The 22,058-nt window shown below is 48.1% G+C and carries 18 protein-coding genes, 1 tRNA gene and 1 pseudogene; 8 read left to right on the forward strand and 12 right to left on the reverse strand.

Annotation, left to right across the window (positions count from 1 at the left end; genetic code table 11):
• Nucleotides 1-179: 179 nt before the first annotated feature.
• Entirely contained in the window at nucleotides 180-1,256 is a 1,077-nt protein-coding gene (locus tag E2B99_RS08255; protein WP_134244508.1) for a zinc-binding metallopeptidase family protein, read from the reverse strand.
• A 714-nt stretch (nucleotides 1,257-1,970) separates the two neighbouring features.
• On the opposite strand from E2B99_RS08255, the gene E2B99_RS08260 reads away from it, so the two are divergent.
• Nucleotides 1,971-3,065, forward strand: coding sequence for a GGDEF domain-containing protein (locus E2B99_RS08260; protein ID WP_166739010.1), 1,095 nt, complete (start codon nucleotides 1,971-1,973; stop codon nucleotides 3,063-3,065).
• Nucleotides 3,066-3,183: 118 nt separating this feature from the next.
• Complete coding sequence (locus tag E2B99_RS08265; RefSeq protein WP_134244512.1) at nucleotides 3,184-4,692, forward strand: amidase; 1,509 nt, start codon at nucleotides 3,184-3,186, stop codon at nucleotides 4,690-4,692.
• Nucleotides 4,693-4,735: 43 nt separating this feature from the next.
• On the opposite strand, the gene E2B99_RS08270 is transcribed toward E2B99_RS08265, so the two are convergent.
• Nucleotides 4,736-5,200, reverse strand: coding sequence for a GNAT family N-acetyltransferase (locus E2B99_RS08270; protein ID WP_166739011.1), 465 nt, complete (start codon nucleotides 5,198-5,200; stop codon nucleotides 4,736-4,738).
• A gap of 220 nt (nucleotides 5,201-5,420) precedes the next feature.
• Here E2B99_RS08270 and E2B99_RS08275 point away from each other — a divergent pair, with 220 nt between their 5' ends.
• Entirely contained in the window at nucleotides 5,421-6,116 is a 696-nt protein-coding gene (locus E2B99_RS08275; protein WP_134244516.1) for a VIT1/CCC1 transporter family protein, read from the forward strand.
• A gap of 156 nt (nucleotides 6,117-6,272) precedes the next feature.
• Nucleotides 6,273-6,710: a YgiW/YdeI family stress tolerance OB fold protein gene (locus E2B99_RS08280; protein ID WP_240687775.1), complete on the forward strand. Its 438-nt coding sequence runs from the start codon at nucleotides 6,273-6,275 to the stop codon at nucleotides 6,708-6,710.
• Between the two features lie 123 nt (nucleotides 6,711-6,833).
• On the opposite strand, the gene E2B99_RS08285 is transcribed toward E2B99_RS08280, so the two are convergent.
• The 9 genes from E2B99_RS08285 to E2B99_RS08325 all read right to left on the reverse strand — a co-directional run bounded on the left by E2B99_RS08285 (nucleotide 6,834) and on the right by E2B99_RS08325 (nucleotide 17,222).
• The gene (locus E2B99_RS08285; RefSeq protein ID WP_134244518.1) at nucleotides 6,834-7,805 is read right to left on the reverse strand and encodes a cation diffusion facilitator family transporter; all 972 of its coding nucleotides are present in this window, start codon (nucleotides 7,803-7,805) and stop codon (nucleotides 6,834-6,836) included.
• Nucleotides 7,798-11,088, reverse strand: coding sequence for an efflux RND transporter permease subunit (locus E2B99_RS08290; RefSeq protein ID WP_134244519.1), 3,291 nt, complete (start codon nucleotides 11,086-11,088; stop codon nucleotides 7,798-7,800). Before E2B99_RS08290 ends, E2B99_RS08285 begins: the two co-directional genes overlap by 8 nt.
• Nucleotides 11,078-12,421, reverse strand: a complete 1,344-nt coding sequence (locus tag E2B99_RS08295; protein ID WP_134244521.1) for an efflux RND transporter periplasmic adaptor subunit — start codon at nucleotides 12,419-12,421, stop codon at nucleotides 11,078-11,080. The genes E2B99_RS08290 and E2B99_RS08295 overlap by 11 nt, the downstream gene beginning before the upstream one ends.
• 2 nt (nucleotides 12,422-12,423) lie before the next feature.
• Nucleotides 12,424-13,932, reverse strand: a complete 1,509-nt coding sequence (locus E2B99_RS08300) for a TolC family protein (protein ID WP_134244523.1) — start codon at nucleotides 13,930-13,932, stop codon at nucleotides 12,424-12,426.
• Between the two features lie 112 nt (nucleotides 13,933-14,044).
• The gene (locus tag E2B99_RS08305; protein WP_134244525.1) at nucleotides 14,045-14,497 is read right to left on the reverse strand and encodes a hypothetical protein; all 453 of its coding nucleotides are present in this window, start codon (nucleotides 14,495-14,497) and stop codon (nucleotides 14,045-14,047) included.
• Nucleotides 14,498-14,660: 163 nt separating this feature from the next.
• Nucleotides 14,661-15,278, reverse strand: a complete 618-nt coding sequence (locus E2B99_RS08310; protein ID WP_134244527.1) for a trimeric intracellular cation channel family protein — start codon at nucleotides 15,276-15,278, stop codon at nucleotides 14,661-14,663.
• A gap of 130 nt (nucleotides 15,279-15,408) precedes the next feature.
• Nucleotides 15,409-15,894, reverse strand: coding sequence for a YchJ family protein (locus E2B99_RS08315; protein WP_134244529.1), 486 nt, complete (start codon nucleotides 15,892-15,894; stop codon nucleotides 15,409-15,411).
• On the reverse strand, nucleotides 15,887-16,141 hold the full coding sequence (locus E2B99_RS08320; protein ID WP_134244531.1) for a hypothetical protein: 255 nt from the start codon (nucleotides 16,139-16,141) through the stop codon (nucleotides 15,887-15,889). Before E2B99_RS08320 ends, E2B99_RS08315 begins: the two co-directional genes overlap by 8 nt.
• Nucleotides 16,142-16,205: 64 nt before the next feature.
• Complete coding sequence (locus E2B99_RS08325) at nucleotides 16,206-17,222, reverse strand: DNA/RNA non-specific endonuclease (RefSeq protein WP_134244532.1); 1,017 nt, start codon at nucleotides 17,220-17,222, stop codon at nucleotides 16,206-16,208.
• A gap of 239 nt (nucleotides 17,223-17,461) precedes the next feature.
• Here E2B99_RS08325 and E2B99_RS08330 point away from each other — a divergent pair, with 239 nt between their 5' ends.
• Both E2B99_RS08330 and E2B99_RS08335 read left to right on the forward strand, forming a co-directional pair.
• Entirely contained in the window at nucleotides 17,462-17,845 is a 384-nt protein-coding gene (locus E2B99_RS08330) for a hypothetical protein (protein ID WP_134244534.1), read from the forward strand.
• Between the two features lie 985 nt (nucleotides 17,846-18,830).
• The gene (locus tag E2B99_RS08335) at nucleotides 18,831-19,208 is read left to right on the forward strand and encodes a hypothetical protein (protein WP_134244536.1); all 378 of its coding nucleotides are present in this window, start codon (nucleotides 18,831-18,833) and stop codon (nucleotides 19,206-19,208) included.
• A 148-nt stretch (nucleotides 19,209-19,356) separates the two neighbouring features.
• Here E2B99_RS08335 and E2B99_RS08340 read toward each other — a convergent pair whose 3' ends face one another.
• The gene (locus E2B99_RS08340) at nucleotides 19,357-21,234 is read right to left on the reverse strand and encodes a potassium transporter Kup (protein WP_134244538.1); all 1,878 of its coding nucleotides are present in this window, start codon (nucleotides 21,232-21,234) and stop codon (nucleotides 19,357-19,359) included.
• 121 nt (nucleotides 21,235-21,355) lie between these two features.
• Between E2B99_RS08340 and E2B99_RS08345 the strand changes: the two genes are divergently transcribed.
• Nucleotides 21,356-21,446: transfer RNA gene (locus tag E2B99_RS08345), tRNA-Ser, on the forward strand.
• A gap of 183 nt (nucleotides 21,447-21,629) precedes the next feature.
• Nucleotides 21,630-21,800, forward strand: a pseudogene (locus E2B99_RS08350) (Arm DNA-binding domain-containing protein); the annotation flags it as partial.
• Nucleotides 21,801-22,058 lie beyond the last annotated feature (258 nt).

A 22,058-nucleotide genomic window follows, 5' to 3' on the forward strand; every position in this document is an offset into this window, starting at 1 on the left:
CCAACCACTTCACTTAACTACTTGTTTTTCAACAGGTTTTTATCAAGTTCAGCGTCGCTGTGGGGTGCATTATAGACCATCCCATCTCAACGTCAATACTTATTTTATCGCTACCTCAACAAGCGGATGTTTTATAGACGTTTTGGCATTTATTGCTGGTTAAAGCAGCGTTTTTAGCATTACTGTGGCGATTGCAGCAACTTTTCCAGTAACACCTGATGAATAAAGCGCAGTTTATCCAGTACCACCTGAGATAAGGCAAACGGATAGGCATCCGGCAAACCCATACTGCGATTTAGACTGTTTAAGGCATAGCTCAAGGCAAACCAGTTATCTAGCGTTTGGTTAAAGTTTTGCACGCCAACCGGTGGCTCATGTAGATACATGTGTGGTTCAAACCTATTATAAGGCTGGATATTGATCCCTGAATGATAGGCGGTATCCAGTGTGTCAATCATATGCAGGTAATGCGCCCAGGTTTCTGCCCAGTCTTCCCACGGGTGCATGCTGGCATAACTGCTGACATAATTTTGCTGCCAGTTGTCCGGTGCACCATGCCGATAGTGGCGATCCAGTGCTGCCTGGTAACTTTGCGCATCATCGCCAAATAGCTCTTTAAAAGGCTGGTGCCACTTGGTGTATTCAATCAGCCGGTCAAAGTAGTAATGGCCGCTTTCATGCCTGAAATGACCCAGCAGGGTCCGATAAGGTTCCTGCATGCTTTCACGAGTCCATTCCCGATAGGACGCATCGGCTTCATTCACATTGATGGTAATTAGGCCGTTATCATGCCCGGTTAACACTGGTTGACCTTCATAAGGTTGCAGGAACTCAAACGCCAGTCCTTCATAATCGTCCGCTGACTGTTTGGGCCGGGGCTGGATTTTAAGCTGGTACAGCGAATATAAGAACCGTCGTTTGGCTGCTTCCAGTCGGCTCCAGTATAGCCGGTTATTACCCTCTTCTAGATTAGGAATGACAGTTGTAAGCTGGCAGGCTTCGCAATATATGTGAGGATTTTCAACGGGCAACATCCAGTTGCAGATATTTTCAACCTGATAGTTATGGCAGGGCTTGAATAATTTACCTTGATGCTCTGGATTTTGGCTTTGCCAAGCGCCATCAACTTTAACTTCAAAAAAAGTTCCCATATTGGACTCTTCAGGCAGATAACCCAGCAAGGCATTACAGTTTTCACAATGGATATTCAGGAAAAAAACCTGATAACCACAATGATAGCAATAAAAGGTTTTCATGCTGTGGCTCTCTCACTTTAGCGAATGTCTGATTGTGCAATGCACTGTTGCACGCTTGTTGTTGGTTAGGATAATTGAGGCCTGTGCTGTCTTTACTGTTTTATTACAACAGCTTTTTGAATTTATAAATTGACTAGCCATCAAAATGTGAGAGAACAATAATTAAAGCCAATAAAAACTTCTGTTTAATTATGATTTTGTTTTAGTGATTTTTTAAACCGAGTATTTCAGTTGGTTTTTGGCAAAAACTATCATTTTCTAGTGTAGTCTTGATGATTATGGTCATCTGGCAGTGATATAATAGATCTCTTGCATAAGTCTGGTTTCGACAAGCTCAACCAACGCTGCCTGAGCCTGTCGAAGGCGAGTTGGTACAACTTATGAAAGAAGTCTAATAAAATTATTATGAGCTAAAATAAAATTCTGCATATTTTTAAACCAGTCTTTTATGAATTAAAACTGTGGTAAAAAAGGTAGTTATTTGATCAAACGTTAACTATTTCTCGAATTAAAATTCAGCTGGTCGCCTAATGATTGCAATCGTTTCAGCCCTATGATTAAGTACTGGTCGAATGCTTAATAACACGACTATACATCTAAAACAATACAGTCCTTTTTTATTGATTTTATAAGCAGCCTATGAATACAACATACAAAAATTCAGAATTTATTTTGAATTGGTCACCGCTTAAAAAATGCCTGTTAATGTTAAGCATGGCACTTTTAATTCATGGCGACTGGCTGGTGTGGAAACTTTATATTTATTTCACGCCTGAATTATGGACCTTTGTCAATATTCAGCTACTGCTTAACCAGTTGTTATTAAACCTGCTGATTTTACCTGCGCTAGCGCTGTTGATGCTGCTGTGCTGGATATTGCAGGGTTCCAAACGGGCCGAAGTGATTTTACCCTATGTTAGTGTAATGGCATTTGGCCTGTCGATGAGCCGGGATGCGTATTTGTCTGGGGTAATGTGCCCAGCCACCAGCATGACGTTTATGGTATCCATGATTGTTGGGCTGTTTCTGTTTCGGCGTTCTGTCATTTATAGCGCTGCACTGGTGACGGTAGGTATTTTTACCTGGATCATGTGGTTAACCCTGCGCTCGGAATTGCCTTACGCCCCGTTGTTTATTCCACTAATACCGGTTGACCCGACTGAGTCTTCCATTTTCTGGACAGCCAGTATGCTGTGGTTTATTTTGCCGGTATTTATTGGTGGGTTGGTGCTGCTGGAACTGCTGCTTAGCCAATGGCGTCAGCGTGAGAAAAAGGTAGAGGTTCTGAGTCAGGTTGATCCGCTCACCACGTTATATAACCGCCGTACCATTTATGATTTTCTGGAAATCCTGCTGGCCAAGCGTTATACCGATCATCGTCTGCATGCCCTGATTTTGCTGGATCTGGATTATTTCAAGCAAATTAATGATAGCCACGGCCATACCATTGGTGACAAGGCACTGGTAGCAACCGCCAATGTGCTCAAACGTATAATCCGCAGTGAAGATATTGTCGGGCGCTTTGGCGGCGAGGAATTTATTATTGTGGTGGCCAATACCTCATACCAGCAAACCCAGCAAATTGCCGAACGCTGCCGCAATGAACTGGCCAAGCTTAAGGTACAGGGGGATCATGGTGAAGATGTGACGGTGACTGCCAGCTTTGGGATTACCCATTTTGACTGCAATATTACCAGTCTGGATACCGTGCTAAAACAGGCGGACGAAGCCCTGTACCATGCCAAAAATCTGGGGCGTAATCAGGTGGTGCATTATCAGGATTATCTCAAGCAAACCGGACAAACCTGACGACTAGTCTGGTAAATGCCTGCCCTGTAGTCCTCATATCCCGACTTTGACTTTTGACCTGTTTTTGCTATGGTTGGTTACACAATGATGCTTTTTTAGGGATTATAGGGATTTAATCATGTTAACCAGCAAAGAATATATGCAGTATGACGGCCTGGGACTGGCCAATCTGGTCAAAAGCAAACAGGTACGTCCGGATGAGTTGCTGCAAACCGCCATTCAGCGCTGTGAACAGGTGAATCCCAAGCTCAATGCCGTGATTATCCCGATGTATGAGCAGGCACAGCGCCAGCTAAAAGCGCGGACAGGTGAAGCATTAGATCAGCCATTTGCCGGTGTGCCATTCTTGCTTAAAGACCTGTTTCAGGAATATAGCGGCGTACCCACCAGCTACGGCTCCAATGCCCTAAAAAAGAAAAATTATATTCCCGATTTTAATGCCGAAATTGTAGAGCGCTGGATGAACGCCGGCGTGACCATTTTTGGCCGTACCAATACGCCAGAATTTGGGATTAAGGGTATTACGGAACCTGATGCCTGGGGAACTTGTCATAACCCGTGGCATTTAAAGCATAACTCTGGTGGATCCTCCGGTGGTTCAGCATCGGCCGTGGCTGCCGGAATTGTACCACTGGCGGCGGCTGGCGATGGCGGCGGTTCGATCCGGATTCCAGCCAGCTATTGTGGGTTATTTGGGCTAAAACCCAGCCGTGGCCGCACACCGTGGGGGCCAGGGTTTAGTGAAGCCATGCATGGCGCTGCCATTCAGCATGTGCTTACGCGCTCGGTGCGTGATAGCGCTGCCATGCTGGATGCCACCCAAGGTGCAGACTTGAGTGCCCTGTTTGATATTCAAGCCCCCACCGGCACTTATATAGAGGCAATTAAGCAGCCGCCAAAACGTTTGAAAATTGCAGTCAATACCCAGTCGCCAATTGGCACCAAGGTGTCCAAGGATGCTACAAACGCCATTGCGCATACGGTAAAGCTGCTGACCAATATGGGCCACGAGGTGGTGGAAGATGCCCCGGCCATTGATGGCATGGCACTGGCCAGTGATTTTATTGTGATGTGGTTTGCCCAGTGCGCCGTGATGGTGGATGAAATTAAACGCATGGCACAGGGCAGCTCTCATGATTTTGAGCTAGATACCCGTGCAGCCGCTGCGTTTGGCGCTAAAACCAAGGCCACTGAATATTTACGTTGCCTGAATCACTGGGGGGATTACACCCGCAAGCTGAATGAGTTTTTTAAAAAATATGATTTGTACCTGACCCCTGCTACCGCAAGTGTTGCGCCTAAAAATGGCGAAGTGGCCACGCCAAAATGGCAGCAGGTTTTATTAAAAGGGGTATTAAAAACCGGACAGGCACATCAACTGGTACGGGGTTCGTTCTTAATTGAACAAATTGTGCAAAGTAACCTGCGCTGGGTACCATTTACCCAGTTGGCCAATATTACCGGCGTGCCTGCCATGTCGGTGCCGCTCTACTGGAACAAGCAGGGCCTGCCACTGGGTTCGCAATTTGTAGCCCCGTTTGGCCATGAGCATGTGCTGCTGTCACTGGCGGCGCAATTGGAACAGGCTCAGCCGTGGCATAGCAAATATAATCTGATCAAGCTATAGAATTTTTTCTTGATATTTTTAAAGAGTTAAAAATATCAAATTCTTAATTTAAATCAAGGCACATGATGGTTTGTTGTGTGCCTTGAATAGTTTCATGGTCAAAGAACTGCCAGCGCATGCTGTGGTAAAAAGCCTGCTGGTCTGCGGTAAACAGGTAAAGCCGTTTAATCCCGGCTATTTTGGCCTGCTGCATGGCATAGTGAACCAGTTGTCGGCCTATGCCCTGCCCCCGATAATTGCGATGCACATATACATTGGCCAGCCACGGGCTTAACTGTGGGCGCGAGGCCAGATCATGCGCCACAATAGAAGACGATCCCACCAGTTGCTGCTGATCCAGCATGATAAACATACTGGGTATAAAACCGGGGTGCCGGTAGTTTTGCATCTCCTGTTCCAGCAGGCTCACAGAAAAATCCGGATGCAGATAAGACCATTCTGCATGATGCCACTGTGCCAGTAGTGGAATGTGTTGTGGATAATGGCGCAAGTCCGTGATTTGCAGCATAGGCTTCATCAATTTTAAAAATTTAGACAGGAAAGCTATATTTTAAACCAGCCGTACCACTCCTATGATGACATGGCATTAAATTAAAACAGCTTCATTGATTGCTGTAATAGTCTCTTAAACGCCAAAAAAGTAATCACGCAACACCGGAAAAGCTCGAAAAAACAGCAAGTCTTGCGTATGCTCAATACAAATATCTGCTTTTGGTTGGATAGTCTTCATGGCAGTACATCATCACGAAGTCCATTTTAGTCACCGCATGGGCTGGTTGCGTGCGGCTGTGCTTGGCGCCAATGATGGCATTATTTCAGTGGCCAGCCTGATTGTGGGGGTGGCCGCCAGTGGAACAAACGGCAATGCCCTGCTGTTGACCGGAATTGCCGGGCTGGTGGCAGGTGCGGTGTCAATGGCTGCCGGTGAATATGTGTCCGTGCAATCGCAGGCTGATACTGAAAAAGCTGATTTGCAAAAAGAAGCGCTCGAGCTTAAGCGCAATCCTGATTTTGAGCTCAATGAACTCAAGCAGATTTATATTGAACGCGGCCTACAACCTGAGCTGGCGCTGGAAGTGGCCATGCAATTAAGCCAGCATGATGCGCTGCATGCACATGCCCGTGATGAAATTGGCATTTCAGAAATTAACAGCGCGCGTCCGGTGCAGGCGGCATTGGCTTCGGCAGCGTCATTTACCCTCGGGGCAATTTTTCCCATTCTGGCCATGGTATTAAGCCCGGCAGATTTGGGCAAACAGGCTGTGTTTATGGTGACCTGCATTGCCTTGTTGCTGCTGGGTGGACTGGCCAGTTATGCCGGGGGTGCTTCGCTAATCCGGGGCGCATTACGTGTACTGTGCTGGGGATTGCTGGCCATGCTGTGTACCCATTTGATTGGTGGCTGGTTTGGTACGTTGATGTAAACTAGCGGTACTTGCCTATGAGTTGCTTATTCATTGTTTTAGCGCGCTGGTTTGCACAACACCACTATTTCTTAGCAAGAACTTACGTTTTCGCCATGACCTGCTGACTAAAGCCTTCTAGTATAGGGAGCTTCTGGTTTTTAAATGGGGATAAAAATGAAACGCATGATCATGGTGAGTTTTTTTAGTCTTAATTTAATCACAGCAATAGCCTATGCACAGCCAAACACACCATCTGTAACCAAGAATGGGGATAGCAACCAGCCTGTGGCATCAGCGCCTGCGCAAAAACCGGTGGTAAACCAGAATGCACTGCTGCCACTTCAGCCAAGTACGGTGGCTACAGCAAAAAGCCTAAAGGATGATACGCAGGTGAGTTTGCAGGGTCAGGTGATCCGGGCGCTGGGCAAGGACAAGTATGAATTTCGCGATGCCACTGGCACCCTGATTGTTGAAATTGACAACCAGAAATGGCATGGCAAGCCTATTACCCAGCAGGCTCAGGTGATCCTGATTGGTGAAATTGACCGCGAGTCGGACAATCAGGTTGAACTGGATGTGGATGAAGTACGTACCGTACCAGCACAACCGTAAAAATTTGAATCACTAAAACGGATTTGGTAAACAGCCTGCACCTTGTTTTAAGGTACAGGCTTTTTTAATGTCTAATGCCTTGTGCTTGCTCGCCTGTGGCATTTACCTGAATATTGCATGGCATTAATGGGAATGACCATGCCCAGCCTGTGATGCAGATTGATTGGTCTGCAAAAACTGGTGGGTGTTTGCATCTGCCATGGCACAACGATAACGCTCACATTGCAAGGTGATGTGATGCAACTGGTGACGCTGGGCTAAAAGCGTACGGGCACTTTCCAGCACGTGTTGGGTATCAACACTGGGCACCACCAGATGTGCAGTCAGGCTGGACTTGCCACTGGTGAGCGCCCAGACGTGCAGGTCATGCACCTCAGCCACGCCATCAAGCTGTTGTAAATCGGCACTGATTTTATCCAGACTGACATTGGCAGGCACGCCTTCCAGCAAGATATTCAGGCTATCGCGCAGCAGTACCCAGGTACGTGGCAATACCCAAAAACCAATGGCCACGGCAATCATGGAATCCACCCATAGCCAGCCCGTAACCATGATGATTAACGCACCCACAATCACGCCAAGTGAACCCAGCGCATCACTCAGCACTTCCAGATAAGCCCCTTTGACATTCAGGCTGTCTTTTTGCCCACCCACCAGCAAGTACATGGCCAGCAGATTAACCAGTAAACCAATTACGGCAATACCCAGCATGCCCATGGACTGGATCTGTGCAGGCTGCTGAATGCGTAGCCACGCTTCATACACAATATAAAACGCCACGATAAACAGCAAAATGGCATTAAAGGCCGCTGCCAGAATTTCAAAGCGGTGATAGCCAAAGGTGCGCTTTTGGTCGGCAGGCCGCTTGGCAATTTGAATGGCAGCGAGGGCAATTGCTAACGCAGCGGTATCGGTAAACATATGCGCTGCATCGGACAATAGCGCCAGACTTTGGGTGAGCAAACCGCCAATAATTTCAATGAGTAAAAAGCTGCTGGTTAGCCCCAGTGCCCACCACAGGCGTTTACTGTGACTCTGGCCAGAAATAGCATGGCTATGATTGTGGTTGTGGTGCGATTTATTGCTGTCATTCATGGAATTTTCCTTGTTCTGGCAAGGCATTAGATGGCATGCCAATAGAGGTAGAAACCGGGGTTGATCCTGATCCACGATTTAGCCAGCGATACAGCACTGGTAGGATCATTAAGGTCAGCAGGGTCGAAGATATAATGCCGCCAATCACCACTGTGGCCAGTGGGCGCTGCACTTCTGCTCCGGTTCCGCTGGCCAGTGCCATGGGAATAAAGCCCAGCGACGCCACAAAAGCAGTCATGAGCACTGGTCGCAAACGCAAAACGGCACCCTGCCATGTGGCTTCTACCACATTTAAGTGCAATCGCAATTCACGAATAAAACTCAGCATTACCAGGCCATTCAGTACGGCAACACCCGACAGGGCAATAAAACCGACCCCGGCAGACATGGAAAATGGAATGTCACGCCACCACAACGCCACAATACCACCCGTTAAGGCAAACGGTACACCACTAAACACCAGCAGGCTGTCACACCAGTTATGAAACACTGCCATCAGCAAGGCAAACACCAGCAGCAAAGCCATGGGCACTACCCATTGCATGCGCTGTTTGGCCGATTGCAGGTTTTCAAACTGGCCGCCATAGCCCAGCCAGTAACCAGCGGGCAGCTCCATGGTTTGCAAGGTGGTTTGCAGCTCACTGACAAAAGAACCCAGATCACGCTGGCTGACATTGGCCATGACAATGATTCGTCGCTTGCCATTTTCCCGGCTAAGCTGGTTAATGCCCAGCACCGTTTGTACCTGTGCTACCTGTGACAATGCAATCACACCGCCATTAGCTAGCCGTAACGGCAAACTGGCCAGTTGCTCAGGGCTTTGCGCCTGCTGGTTTTGCCGGATCACCAGATCAAAGCGGCGGTCACCCTGCAAAATCTGGCCCACGGTTGTACCGCCAATGGCTGTGGCCACATTCTCCTGAATGGTTTGCTTGCTTAAGCTATAGACAGCGGCTGCATTAGAGTCAATATTGACCGTCAGCACCGGCAAGCCACTGGTTTGTTCCACCTGCACTTCTGACGCGCCGGAAATTTGGCGAACCCGCGCTGCAATACGTTGCGCCGTCTGGTTTAGCACCGCCAGATCATCACCATACACCTTAATGCCGACATCACTACGAATGCCAGAAATTAGTTCATTAAAGCGCAGTTCAATCGGCTGCGAAAACTCACTGTTTGCACCAAGCTGATGCTCCACAACTTCCTGTAGCCGGTTTTTAAGTTCATCCAGTGATTCGCTTTGATCCGGCCACTGGCTGTGTGGCTTGATGAGAATATAGCCATCAGAAATATTGGGTGGCATGGGATCGGCAGCCACCTCGGCAGTCCCGGTTCGGGCAAAAATCCGATCAATTTCCGGAAACTGTTGCAGCAGGGATTTTTCCAGTTGCTGCTGCATTTGGACGGATTGCTGTAAATCGGTTCCCGGCGCACGCAGCATTTGCAGGGCAAAATCGCCTTCACTTAAGGTGGGTGCAAATTCACTGCCAATCCGGGTGGCCAGCAAACCGGTCAGCAGCAAAATCGTTACGGCTGTGGTAAGGGTAAAATAGCGATAGGCGTAGGCCACATTGAGTAATTTTAAATACCCCTGCTTGGTCGCCTGCATGATAGGGTTTTCTTTTTCCTGTACACGGCCTGTAATGAACAGCGCCACCGCAGCAGGCACAAAGGTGACCGATAAAATCATCGCACCAACCAAGGCAATCACCACTGTGGCTGCCATGGGATGAAACAGCTTGGCCTCAGTACCAGTTAAGGCAAAAATGGGCAAATACACTACCAGAATAATTAGCTGGCCAAAAATCAGTGGCCGACGGGCCTGCCGTGCGGCCAGAAAGACCTGATAAAAGCGCTCCTGCCGGGTTAATAGCCTGCCCACGCGATGCTGTTCCATGGCAAGATGCCGGATGCAGTTTTCAACAATCACCACTGCGCCATCAATGATAATGCCAAAATCCAGCGCACCCAGACTCATCAGGTTGGCACTAATGCCCTGCTGCACCATGCCGGTTAAGGTAAATAGCATAGCCAGCGGAATCACACAGGCAGTAATTAGCGCCGCCCGGATATTGCCCAGAAACAGGAACAGCACGGCAATCACCAGCAGCGCGCCTTCCATCAAGTTTTTCTGGACGGTATGAATGGCCTTGTCCACCAGCGTGGTGCGGTTATAGACAGTTTCCAGCACCACGCCTTTGGGCAAACTTTGCCGAACCTGCTGGATTTTGTCATCCACAGCCTGCGCCACTTGCCGACTGTTGGCACCCGTGAGCATCATGGCAGTGCCCAGCACGGTTTCCTGTCCATTTAGCGTAGCAGCTCCAGAACGAATTTCCTGTCCTGCCACCACATTGGCAACATCAGCTACCCGGACAATGGCCGTGCCCGGACTACTGCTTACTGCAACATTGCCAATATCCGTAAGGCTGCTTAACTGACCCGGCACGCGAACACTCAGTTGCTGTCCCTGCTGCGCCACAATTCCTGCACCACGATTTTCATTATTATTGCGTAAGGCTTGCGCCAGATCATCCAGACTTAATCCATAACGCTGCAAGGCATAAAAATCCGGCTCCACCACATACTGTTTTTCATGGCCGCCAATGCTGTTAACTTCAGCCACGCCTGCCACCTGTTGAATTTGCGGACGTACCACCCAGTCCTGCAATTCGCGCAAATCACTCAACCTATAGGCTGTGCCATCTGCTTTTCTGGCTTTTGAATCGGCCTTAAGCGCCCACTGGTAAATTTCACCCAAGCCCGTTGAAACCGGTGCCATAATCGGTGACACCTCATCGGGCAACTGGCCACGTGCTTCCTGCAAACGCTGGTTAATCAACTGGCGCGCCCAGTAAATATCGGTGCCTTCCTGAAAAATAATGGTGACCTGTGACAGTCCATAACGCGATAGCGAACGGGTTTGCTCAAGCTGTGGCAAGCCCGCCATGGCGGTTTCAATGGGATAGGTAATGCGCTGTTCTACTTCCGGTGCGGTATACCCTGCGGCCTGTGTATTGATTTGCACCTGCACATTGGTAATGTCCGGCACCGCATCAATTGGCAATTGCTGGTAGCTATAAATACCAATACCAACCAGCGCCAGCACCGCCAGCATGACCCAGCCCCGCAAGCGAATGGCAGCCAGAATTAACTGGTCAAACCAGCCATTGGCCTGAATGATTGAGGCAGGATTTTCTGCGGGTGGTTGAAGCACGCCATCATCTGTTATTTGACGATGAACTGGATTTTCTTTGTCCTCGTCAGGGGAATTAATGCTCATGTGCAGCCTCCCCTTTTTCCAGCTCGGATTTCAGGATAAAGCTACCTTGCGCAGCGTACTGCTCACCGGCTTGCAGGCCAGCACGGATTTCAACCCATTGCTGGTCATTACTTTGCTGATCATTGCTTTTTTGGCCCAGTTGTACCGGACGTGGCACAAAATGCAGCTGATCTGTATGCGCCTGATCTTGAGAATGGTCACCCGTACTCATTTTACGACTAGCGACAAACACCACATCCTGCTGGTCAATTTGCTGGATGGCAGCCGTTTGAACCATTAATCCTGTTGTATTGTTACCAGCTTGCGGCACCTGCACCACCACCTGCATGTTAGGACGCAATTGTTGCTGCGGATTATCTAGCACGGCCCGCGCCAGCATACGTCCAGTTTGCACATCGGCGCTGGGGGCAAGGCTAATGAGCCGCGCGCGATACGTTTGCAGTGCACCGCCACGATTCACTTCTACAATCAGGCGTTCATCAGGATTAATGACATTGATAAGCTGATCCGGCAGCACAAATTCCAGCCAAAGTTGATTGAGCTGATCAATTACAAACAGTTGCTCACTGGCCTGAATGCTTTCACCGACCACCAGATCCTTACTACTAATTACCCCGCTTAACGGCGACTTCAGAATAAAACGCCCCTGACTGGAAGCGGATGCGCCATAAGCTTTTAGGCGCGACTGGGCGGCTTGTACGGCAATGTTGGCTTGTGTATAGGCATTTTGCGCTTGCAAATAATCCTGCTTGGCAGAAATACCCTGCTGCCATAATTGTTTTTCCTGCGTGTAGGTACTTTTGGCCAACTGCAATTGCGCCTGCAACACGTGCAGATTGGTTTGCAAGTCAATCAGTTCTGGCACCAGCAAACTGGCCAGCGCCTGCCCTGCCTTCACCTGCTGTCCGGTTTGCACAAACACCTGTTCTACCCGGCCAGCAAAACCAGCGGACACGTGCGCCTGCTGGTCTGCATTCACCAGCAATCGTGCCGGTAACCGAGTAGTGGCGGTGATGCTGCCGGTCTTTACCACATCCAGCGTGATGTGCTGTGCAGCCAGCTGGGCAGGGCTTAAGCTGATTTCTGTTTTATAGTTTTCATCGTGGTTCTCATCTTGATCTTCATCAGGTCCGCCTGCATGTGCATCATTATGCTGCTGTTCACTTTCTGCATGGGCTTGCGTTACTGGCTCGCCTTGCTTCTTTTGACCTGTGGTTGAAGCAGGCCGCAGGATAAAGAATGCCAGTATACTGCCCAGCACAATCACCGCAGCAATCAGCCAGTATTGCCGTTTGCCCGGCTGCTGCTTTAAAGATTTTTTAAGGTTTGTCATTGTTATTCTCCGTTCATCCCTAGGCCAGCCATTGCATCAGTCGCCAGATTCACTGCCGACTGACTGATTTGCTGATTAAAATTATTGATAAAGTTTTCACTGTTTTGGTCAAAACGGCTGAGCTCAAAATCAGCCAAGCCCATGCTTAATGCCTGCAACTGAAAACTCAACTGCCATGCCTGACGTAATAAATCCAGTTGCTCTGCCTGCAATTGCTGGTAATCCCGGCTGGCCTGCTGCACCTCCAGCACAGAAAACTTGCCTGCTTCAAAACCGGTTAAGGTTTTTTGCTGAACCTGTTGTGACAGCGGCAATTGATGGTTGTGCACAATGTCATACTGCTGGCGAATGGCTTGTAGCGCCTGCCAGTGTTGCTGGAGTTTTCGCTGAATCTGTTGTTGCTGCAGTTCAGCCTGCAACTGGTTCACCTGCTGCACTTGTTGTTGAGCCTGGATGATGCCCTGATTCTGCTGGAACAGCGGCAACGGAATTGATAATCCCAGTGCCAGACGCTGCCGGTTTGAATTGTCCTGCGTGGCTGGCTCCCGGGTTTGCACATAACCCAGACTCACCGTGGGTTGTGGCTTGGCCTGAATTTTGGCCAGTTTCAGGCTGGTGCTGGCTTGCTGTTGTTGTAAACCAAGCCGCTGCCATAGCGGGCTTTGCGCAAGGCTGGCTTGCAGGTTATCCAGTTCAAGCGTAGGTAATTGCGAAGGCTGAGCAGTGTGAACTTCTGCTAGGTCTGGCATCATTGCAGAATTCGCCCAAAATTGGCCAAGCTGCTGGCGCGCCAAAGCGCATTGAGCTTGCGCAGCCTGCCACTGGCGTACCTGATTCTGATGGGCAATGTGTACCCGCTGATAATCCACTTCGGCAATGCGTCCGGCTTGCAGGCGCTTTTTGGCTACCATCAAACCTTGCAGGCTTAACTGCTGCTGAGTGCTGGCCAGCTCTAGCGCCCACTCGGCTTGTGCCAACTGCCAGTAAGCTATAGTAACAGCCAGCCTGAGTTCAGTTTTCTCAGTTAACCGGCTAATACTGTCCTGCTCCAGTTGCAGGCCTGCCAGTTGCAGGCGGGTTTTGCGTTCACCAAAAATATCCAGTTGCTGTGCAATAGCAATACTGGCCTCGCGTTCCTGCGTATTTTTAAAACCGGTTTGCTCAAGCACCAGTTGTGGATTCCGGCGCTGATTACTTTGCAGGACATTTGCCTCGGCAATATGGCGACGCTGCTGCCATAACTGCTGTAATGGCCGGGATTGCAATGCCAAATCCTGTGCCTGTTGCAGGCTTAAGCCCTGATTACTGGAAGAATGATGGTTTATAACCTGACTATCTAAAGCTGGCGTATTGCGTGCTGGATCAAACCTTGAAAAATCAACCGTATGATCGATACTGACCATCTGAGTTGTGGGCGCTGCATGGCTGCCCGTTACAACACTACCTGTAACAAACAGCATGCCGATTGCACGAGACAGCCCAGCTGGTTGATATTTATGTAAAAATTTCATGAAAATTGCCTAAACCAAAGTAAAGCGGTGGGCAACATTCATGGCACCTGTAGGCTATGCTAATAGCCTGCAAGGCGCATGACGCAATAGAAAAGGACTACCCCACCTATAGTCAGGCAGGCCATAAAGGGGGTTTTGGCGGCTCCAGCACGGGTGACTGGTATAAGGCAGGGCTTAAAGACAGGCGCACAGCCTGATGTTCCTGCATGACTGGCTGTACCAATCCCACTTGCGGGCTTGAATTGAGGCCAGGCTGGTTTACGGTGAGATAGTCACTATGGTTAACCAGTGTAAAAGCATGCGATCCCGTGTTTTTTTTCAGATCAGGATTCTGGTTTTGCTGGGCGGATAATTTGCTTATCGCTGAGCCAGCTTTGCTATCTGTGCTTTTATTATCCACACTAGGATTGAAATTGCTTTGCTGGCAGGCGGCATCAATACTGTGTTGATGGTGCCCCCAATGCCATGTTGTGCGACTTTCATGCTGGCAAAATACAGCGGCTGCACTCCATGCGGCTTGCAGGGGCAGCAATATTGCCATTAGCACAACAATAAAAACTTTCATGGGCCGAGCATATAAACATTTATAGCCAAGGTCAATTCAGACCTGATAAAAGCTTTAAAGCATGACTTTAAGTTTGCTTGATCCGTGCCCACTCAAAGCCTAGCTTTTCGTCTTGCGCACGGGCAAATGAGACGTTTACGTCGCAAGGCGTAGCGGCTTTGCTTTATCCGTGCTCATCATGATAAATAAACTTGGGCATTTCCCAATGATTGCGAATCGCCAGCATCCGAAACACAAAGCCAAAAATCAGGGTAATGATCAAACTGATATCAGCCTGTACATGCAACTCAATACACAGCAAATAGCACCAGGCACTGACAAAGGACACACTGGCATACAATTCACGCCGGAATACCAGCGGCACATCATTACATAAGGTATCGCGCAAAATACCGCCAAACACCCCGGTAATAACCCCGCTCACGGCTGCAATCACATAGCTGTGCTGCATTTGTAGCGCCACCTGACAGCCAATCAAGGTAAAACAAATCAGGCCCAAGGCATCCAGTGCCAAAAACAGGTTACGCAAATGTTTCATCCATTTGGCCACCAGAATGGTAAACAGTGCCGCCAGTGCAGTAAGAACCAGATACTCCGGGTGCTTGACCCACGTGAGCGGATAATGCCCCAGCAATACATCACGCACTGAGCCACCGCCCAATGCCGTGACGCAGGCAATTAGCACCACACCAAACCAGTCCATACTGCGCCGCCCAGCCGACAGCGCCCCAGTCATGGCTTCAGCCGTAATGGCAATAATATAAATGATGGTTAGCAGCATGACAGGCTCTCAGCGCAGTGAGCAGTTCATTAAAACCGGCCATTCTACCGCACGGTAAATCTATGGCAAGGGCAGTCCAGACCAAATCCATGCCCAGTTAGCTTAAGCAAATTAAGCCAAAATTTATTTCTTATGAGGTTAGGCCTAAAAAGGGAGCACAGCAGCGCTTGAATTTTTGGCCACTACCACATAGACAGACAGATTTTAATGTCGGCATAGGTTCCACTGTTGGATCGAGAAAATACCAGCGCGAACCAGCTTGCACAAAGCTGGAAAGTTCATGGTGTTGTTGTTCACCCTGCTGATCCCTAAAACGTGCAATAAACTCAACTTTGGCATGGTGAGGTTTTAAATTTGGCTGGCTGGAAACAATGGTCAAGCCCAGCCACTGGTTTTGCTGGCTCCATGCGGTGATGGCCTTAACATCCAGCAAGTGTTGCTGGGCTGGCACTGTGGTTTGCACAATATAGTCAATCTCGCCCATCACAAAGGCGGCATAACGCGAGCGCATTAGTTGTTCAGCCGAATCTGCCATCAGATGCTGCGTGTGTAAAGGCTCACAACACTGGCTATAGGGTTGGGATAAACCACAGGGACACATCAGCATGCTATTCATTATCCAGAAATGGGTTTTTGACCGCTTTTGGGGTAAAAGTTTCAATCTGAGCCGGTAAGTCCTGCTGCTCCAGATAATTCACCATGTCAGACAAAATGCCCTGTAACTGTCTGGCCTGTTGCAAGCCCTGCTGATCACGCCCAATATTCAGGCTACCATAAATGCTCACCCGTTCTTCATTATTCTCAAGGGTTAAGCCGCCAATATCCAGACTGGCACTGTTGTCTTTAAAGGCCTGAAAGCTCATATACGACGCTCCTTGGTTGAGTTTATTAAAAATAGTTTTGGTTTTAGCCCTTGCCACGCAACTTTTAGCCCTTGCCACGCAATAAGGATGCCAGCAAATCCAGCAACTGTTGTTTAATCATGTCGATAATGGCACTAATCCAGGAGTGCTCACTATTCTTGTGGCTGTTACTGTGCCCAGTGCTGCCATGATTTGAATAGCCATCATGGGACGTGCCTGCGTCATCGCTGGATTTCGTATGCCCAGTGCTAGTGCCGCTACCCCAGCTTTGAATACTTTTGCCAGCTTGCTGGGCATTTAATGGCAGCATGATCCGCTTGGCCTTAATGCTTGCTGGCATTTCCGGCACTAGATTAATGCCCACTGTCTCTTCAAGCTCCTGTACAGACACCACATTCACTTCGCCACTTTCATTGTTGGGCGCAAAATAGGCACTGGCAATTCCAAGGTCAGGAAAATACACCACTTTATATACATGCGTGGGCACCAGTACCCGGCCCACCTGCTTTAGCTCACCGCTTAAAAATGCAGGTCCTGTAATCACATAGGCAGGTTTTTGCTGTTTGCTGACCAAGGCACGGGTGGCTTCTTCCAGATTACGCCAGACCTCCTGATTATTCTTGGGGCTTTGCGGCACCATGTTGGCCAGTGAAAAACTGTCATGCTGCTGGGCACGTGTCGCCATATCACCGTTGGGTGACATGTGACCGCGGTCATAACCTGAACGGGCATAATCGGATAGATGAGAACGGTAACGATCTGGAACCCGCTCTTCTTCATGAAAATCATTTTTACGATTTAAGGTTTTGGCCTGTTTTAAGCGCTGTGGCGTCAAGTACTCAGCAGACCACAAGGGGGTATAGGATACCCCGGAATACAGCACCGCAAACCCGTTGAAACATAATGGATAACTGGCACGCTTTAGAGCAGTTTTTTCAAGTTCCGGTGTACTGCCCCGATAAAACTGTTCACGGCAAGCAGCAAATTCCTGTGCATTGGCAACCTTGATAAATCCAAGCAAAAACAACATTAGCATGACTTGCACTAATGGTTTTTTTTGAATGGAGGAGAAATATGGCATAAGAATTCCAGCTTTTTTACAAATATAAGGTGTTTGACCCGACTATTGGATACATTTTTCACTCAAGGTCATGTAAACCTCTATCAAAAGTTAACAATGGTTACGAGTAAGTTACTTAAAACCAGCCTTTGACCTGATTAAGCTTAGACCACAGCCCCAGGATAGATTTCGCATTATCCTTCACTGTTTATGTAAATATATGTGATGTGAATCACGTTAAAATGAATCAGGAATCTTCTATGTTCGCATTAAATTCATTCACCCGACGTATTGTTGCCCTTACTGCACTTAGCGCTGCCTTAACCCTGCCTGCATTTGCTGCGACCGCAACCAGCAGTCCTGCTGCCAGTAATGGCGTTACTGTGACTACCCCTAGTGCCAGTGCTGGCCTGAGCACAGATAGTAGTCTGGATGGTACTACTACTGGTACAAGCGCCAGCACTCAAAATGGTGCAAGCGTTACCCTGCCTTCCAGCGCATCCAGCACTGCTTCACCGGCTGGTAATGCCACTGACAGCGCCAGTGCAAATACAGATACTAGCGATACCACCAAATCCAAAACTGCTAGCAAAGCCAGCAAGTCCTCACGCAGCAGTAACTCCTCTGGCACTGCAACCCGCTAAGGGCTAGTCACAGTTCCTCTGCTGTATCAGGAGGCTTACTGTAAAAACTACCCTAATACGGCTATCACAGGTTATTCATTAAATTCTTGCACTCTCCTTCGTTAATGAATAACCTGTTGGCAGCTTTTCATACAGCATTGCACTTCACGCACACCTTGGTAATCCAATGTAAAATTGGTCATTCCCGTTTTATTACACCGTAAGTAAAAAAGTATAAGTGCTTTGCGACATTAGGTAATTAAGTTTTAAGGCATTACGACACAAAATGACGCTCCAATGGATTAAAATATATTAAATAAAAAAACTGCTTTATAAACAAATGTAAAACTGAATAATTTTTATGCCAAGAAATTTTAAAAATGTGATGCAGTTCAAAATTTATAATGTTTTTACAGACATACTATACAATACCACCATAGTCTAATATTTAACCAGACAGATCTGTATAAAATAGCCCTTATGAGCTGCTTCTTGACATGATTAACAATCCTGCACTCTCCTACGTTAATCGATGCCAAGGTCACAGCAGTTCATTATTTAGCAAAATAAGGGCAGTCGTTTAGAACTGCCTATTTTTTGTCTGTACTATGCTGCTTGCCTTATTTTTGATGTGATTGTCTTTCAGTTTTATTAAATGCATATCCCAGTTACTGGCGCCCTATAAGTGTTTAACACGAGCCGATCAGTCCACGATAATTGCAACACCGCTCAAAGCACTGAAACATAAACCCTGTGGGAAGTGCCATAAGCACTTACATAACATACGCTTCCTTTATATTTATTTTAGAAAAACAAATTAGTATTGAAGCTGTTGTCCAGTGTCAGGCCAGATTTTATGCAGTATTTGAATCTGTTAACGCTTTTAAGCATCACTGGTCTGCACCTTAATAATTTTACGTCATAGAGGCTAGGTAAATAAAGGCACAGCGTTTTAAAGCTGCACTTTAGCCAAGCCCATCCCATGAAAACAGATTGGAGAGATTGAATGAAAAGCTTAAAACAACTTGCTACATTAACCACCCTGACTGCTGCGCTTTGTACCCCAATGCTGGCGCTGGCTGAGCCAACCCCACCCAAAGGCACGACTGTCAACAGCATTGCACTGACTACCGTACAAACCAACATGCGTGGTAGCGATGGCCAGATGATGCCTTCCAGCGGGATGAATTCTGGCATGGGTTCCACTATGAATAGCACTTCTGGTACACAAATGGGCAGCATGTCCTCCAATATGCATGGCAGCATGTCAGATTCCAGCAATGGCAATGCTAGCAATAATATGGGCACGCCCATGACTTCTGACATGAATATGTCCAATAGTACTGATGCACCAGTGACCAGTCCTCAAGCCACTGCACCCTAAGGTTTCCTTGACCCAGGTAAACAGTTTTGCAAGCACTCTCATTCATTCTTAGCACCTTCCTGTGTTAGCTTGCAAAAATTTAAAGCTGGCCTTAGTGCCAGCTTTACTTATGGTTGTTAGGTTAGATTAATTGGTTCTTAGCAAATGGCTAGATTTCTATTTGCGTGCCCATCTCAACCACCCGGTTGGGAGGAATCTGAAAGAAGTCACTCACTGAACTGGTATTGCGCTGCATAGAAATAAACAGTTTTTCGCGCCAGGGTGCCATGCCCTCACCCACGGTATACACTAAGCGCTCGCGTGACACAAAAAAACTGGTGGTCATGGTGTCATAAGACTGGTCCAGCAAGGCCAGTGCCTGTTCCAGCGCCTGCGGAGCATCTGGCTGTTCCTTGAAACCATATGAAGCTCTTACCCGGATAAAACGCTCATCCAGTTGTTCGGCTTCTACCCGCTCGCTGGCATCAACATAAGGCACATCCCGTGTGCGGATGGTCATCAACACATTACGCTCATGCAGTACCTTGTTGTGCTTAAGGTTATGCAATAAGGCATGCGGCACCACGTTGGGACTACCCGTCATAAAGACAGCGGTGCCACTCACAATATTGGGTGCGGAATGCAGGCTTTTAATAAAAATATCCAGCGGCAGGGTGTCACGCTGCAATTTGTCAAAAGTAATTTTGCGACCGCGCTTCCAGGTCATCATGATGGTAAAGGCCACGGCACCCACCATGAGCGGGAACCAGCCACCGGCCAGAATTTTCAGTGAAGTGGCGCTAAAGAACACCAGATCCAGCAATAAAATCGGCACGACAATGAGCAGAACCTTTGCAGGCCGCCAACGCAATAGGCTGTACAACACAAAGCCCACCAGCAAGGTGTCACAAATCATGGTCATCGTAACTGCAAGGCCATACGCTGCGGCCAGATTAGAGCTGGACTCAAAGGCAGTGACCAGAATGATAATGGAACCCAACAACAGCCAGTTTAAAAAAGGAATATAAATCTGGCCAATTTCCGATTCTGAGGTGTGCAAAATGGTCATACGGGGTAAATAGCCCAGTTGCATGGCCTGCCGTGCAATCGAAAACACGCCGGAAATCACAGCCTGCGAGGCAATCACTGTGGCCAGGGTGGCCAGCGCAATCATGGGATACAGCGCAATATCCGGCACCAGCTTGAAGAACGGGTTTTCAACGGCTGTTGGCTCACGCAATAACAATGCCCCCTGCCCGGCATAATTGAGCAGCAAACATGGCAAGACAATAAAAAACCAGCCCATTTGAATCGGCTTGCGGCCAAAATGCCCCATGTCTGCATACAGTGCCTCACCACCGGTAATGGTCAGCACCACGGCACTCATGGTTAAAAATGCCAGCGCCGGGTGGGCAAATATAAAATGCGCGGCCCAGTACGGGTTCACCAGCCATAGAATGCCCGGATTCTGCATGATGCTGAGTACACCCAGCACACCTAAAGACGCAAACCACAACAGGGTAATGGGGCCAAAGTACTTGCCGACCAAACCGGTGCCTTTGCGCTGAATCATGAACAGCACCACCAGTACGGCAATGGTAATGGGCACCACATAAGGCGTAAACACAGGAGTTGCAATGGACAGGCCTTCCACCGCAGACAAGACCGATACTGCCGGGGTAATAATGCCATCGCCAAAAAACAGGGCGGCGCCAAACAGACCAATGCCAATTAATGCAGAACGGGTTTTAGGGCCAATCCGCTTGCTGCGCATATTCAGCGCCAGCAGCGCCATGATGCCGCCTTCGCCATTGTTGTCGGCGCGCATGATGAAGGCCACATATTTAAACGACACCACAATCATGAGCGACCAGAAAATCAGCGATAACACCCCCAGCACGTTAGCTGGTGTAATCTGAATCCCGTGTGCGGCATGAAAACATTCTTTTAAGGCATATAGCGGACTGGTTCCAATATCGCCAAATACCACCCCCAGTGCAGCCAGTGTAATTGCTGGTAAAGCAGCACGATGCGTTTGTGTTTGCATAGCAAAATGAACATCTCGTTATAATCCGGCCATAGTAGCACCGAAAAAAAATCAATAAAGTGGGTTTTACATAAAATAGCGATTGGCAAAGCGCTGTTTTTTGGCTAGAATCGCACGCCTTGGTGAGGTGTCCGAGTGGCTGAAGGAGCACGCCTGGAAAGTGTGTATACGGTATCCCCGTATCGAGGGTTCGAATCCCTCTCTCACCGCCAAGATTCAGTTCTGAAACATACTTCAGAATCTACAAAGGCTTAAACCTTAAGGGTTTAAGCCTTTTTTATTATCTTTATGCATCCGTCTTGATCCTTGCCCACCCGCTATAAGCTGGGCGACAGATGGGGGATGATTTTGTTATACTATTTTTCGTCCCCCAAATTCTAAAGATTTGACGCAAAATGCTTACAGACGCTCAAGTTAGAAAAATAAAACCACTTGAAAAGAAAAAACGTTATTCAGATGAGAAAGGGCTCTATTTGGAAGTCACCCCCGCGGGTGGAAGATTCTGGCGTTTGAAATATCGTTTCAATGGTCGTGAAAGTACCTTAACCATTGGGAGCCATCCTGAATGCTGTTTCACAAGCATACAACCATGCTCAGCACCTTGAATACCGGACTAAGATGATGCAGGAATGGTCAGACTTTATCGACAGTTTACGGAACAAGATTATCCCGTTTCCTAAACGAAAGACCGTCTAATCTGTACTAGCTCAAACCTGATCTGACAGTTACCCGTTTTGATGATGAGTGTCAGGTTAAATTTGAGCTAGATTCTTTTCAGCCCAAATCTGTTTTCCATCAAGCAATGTTTCCATAGGCGTGCGCCC

The organism is Alkanindiges illinoisensis (assembly GCF_004377485.1).
Taxonomy (GTDB): Bacteria; Pseudomonadota; Gammaproteobacteria; order Pseudomonadales; family Moraxellaceae; genus Alkanindiges; species Alkanindiges illinoisensis_A.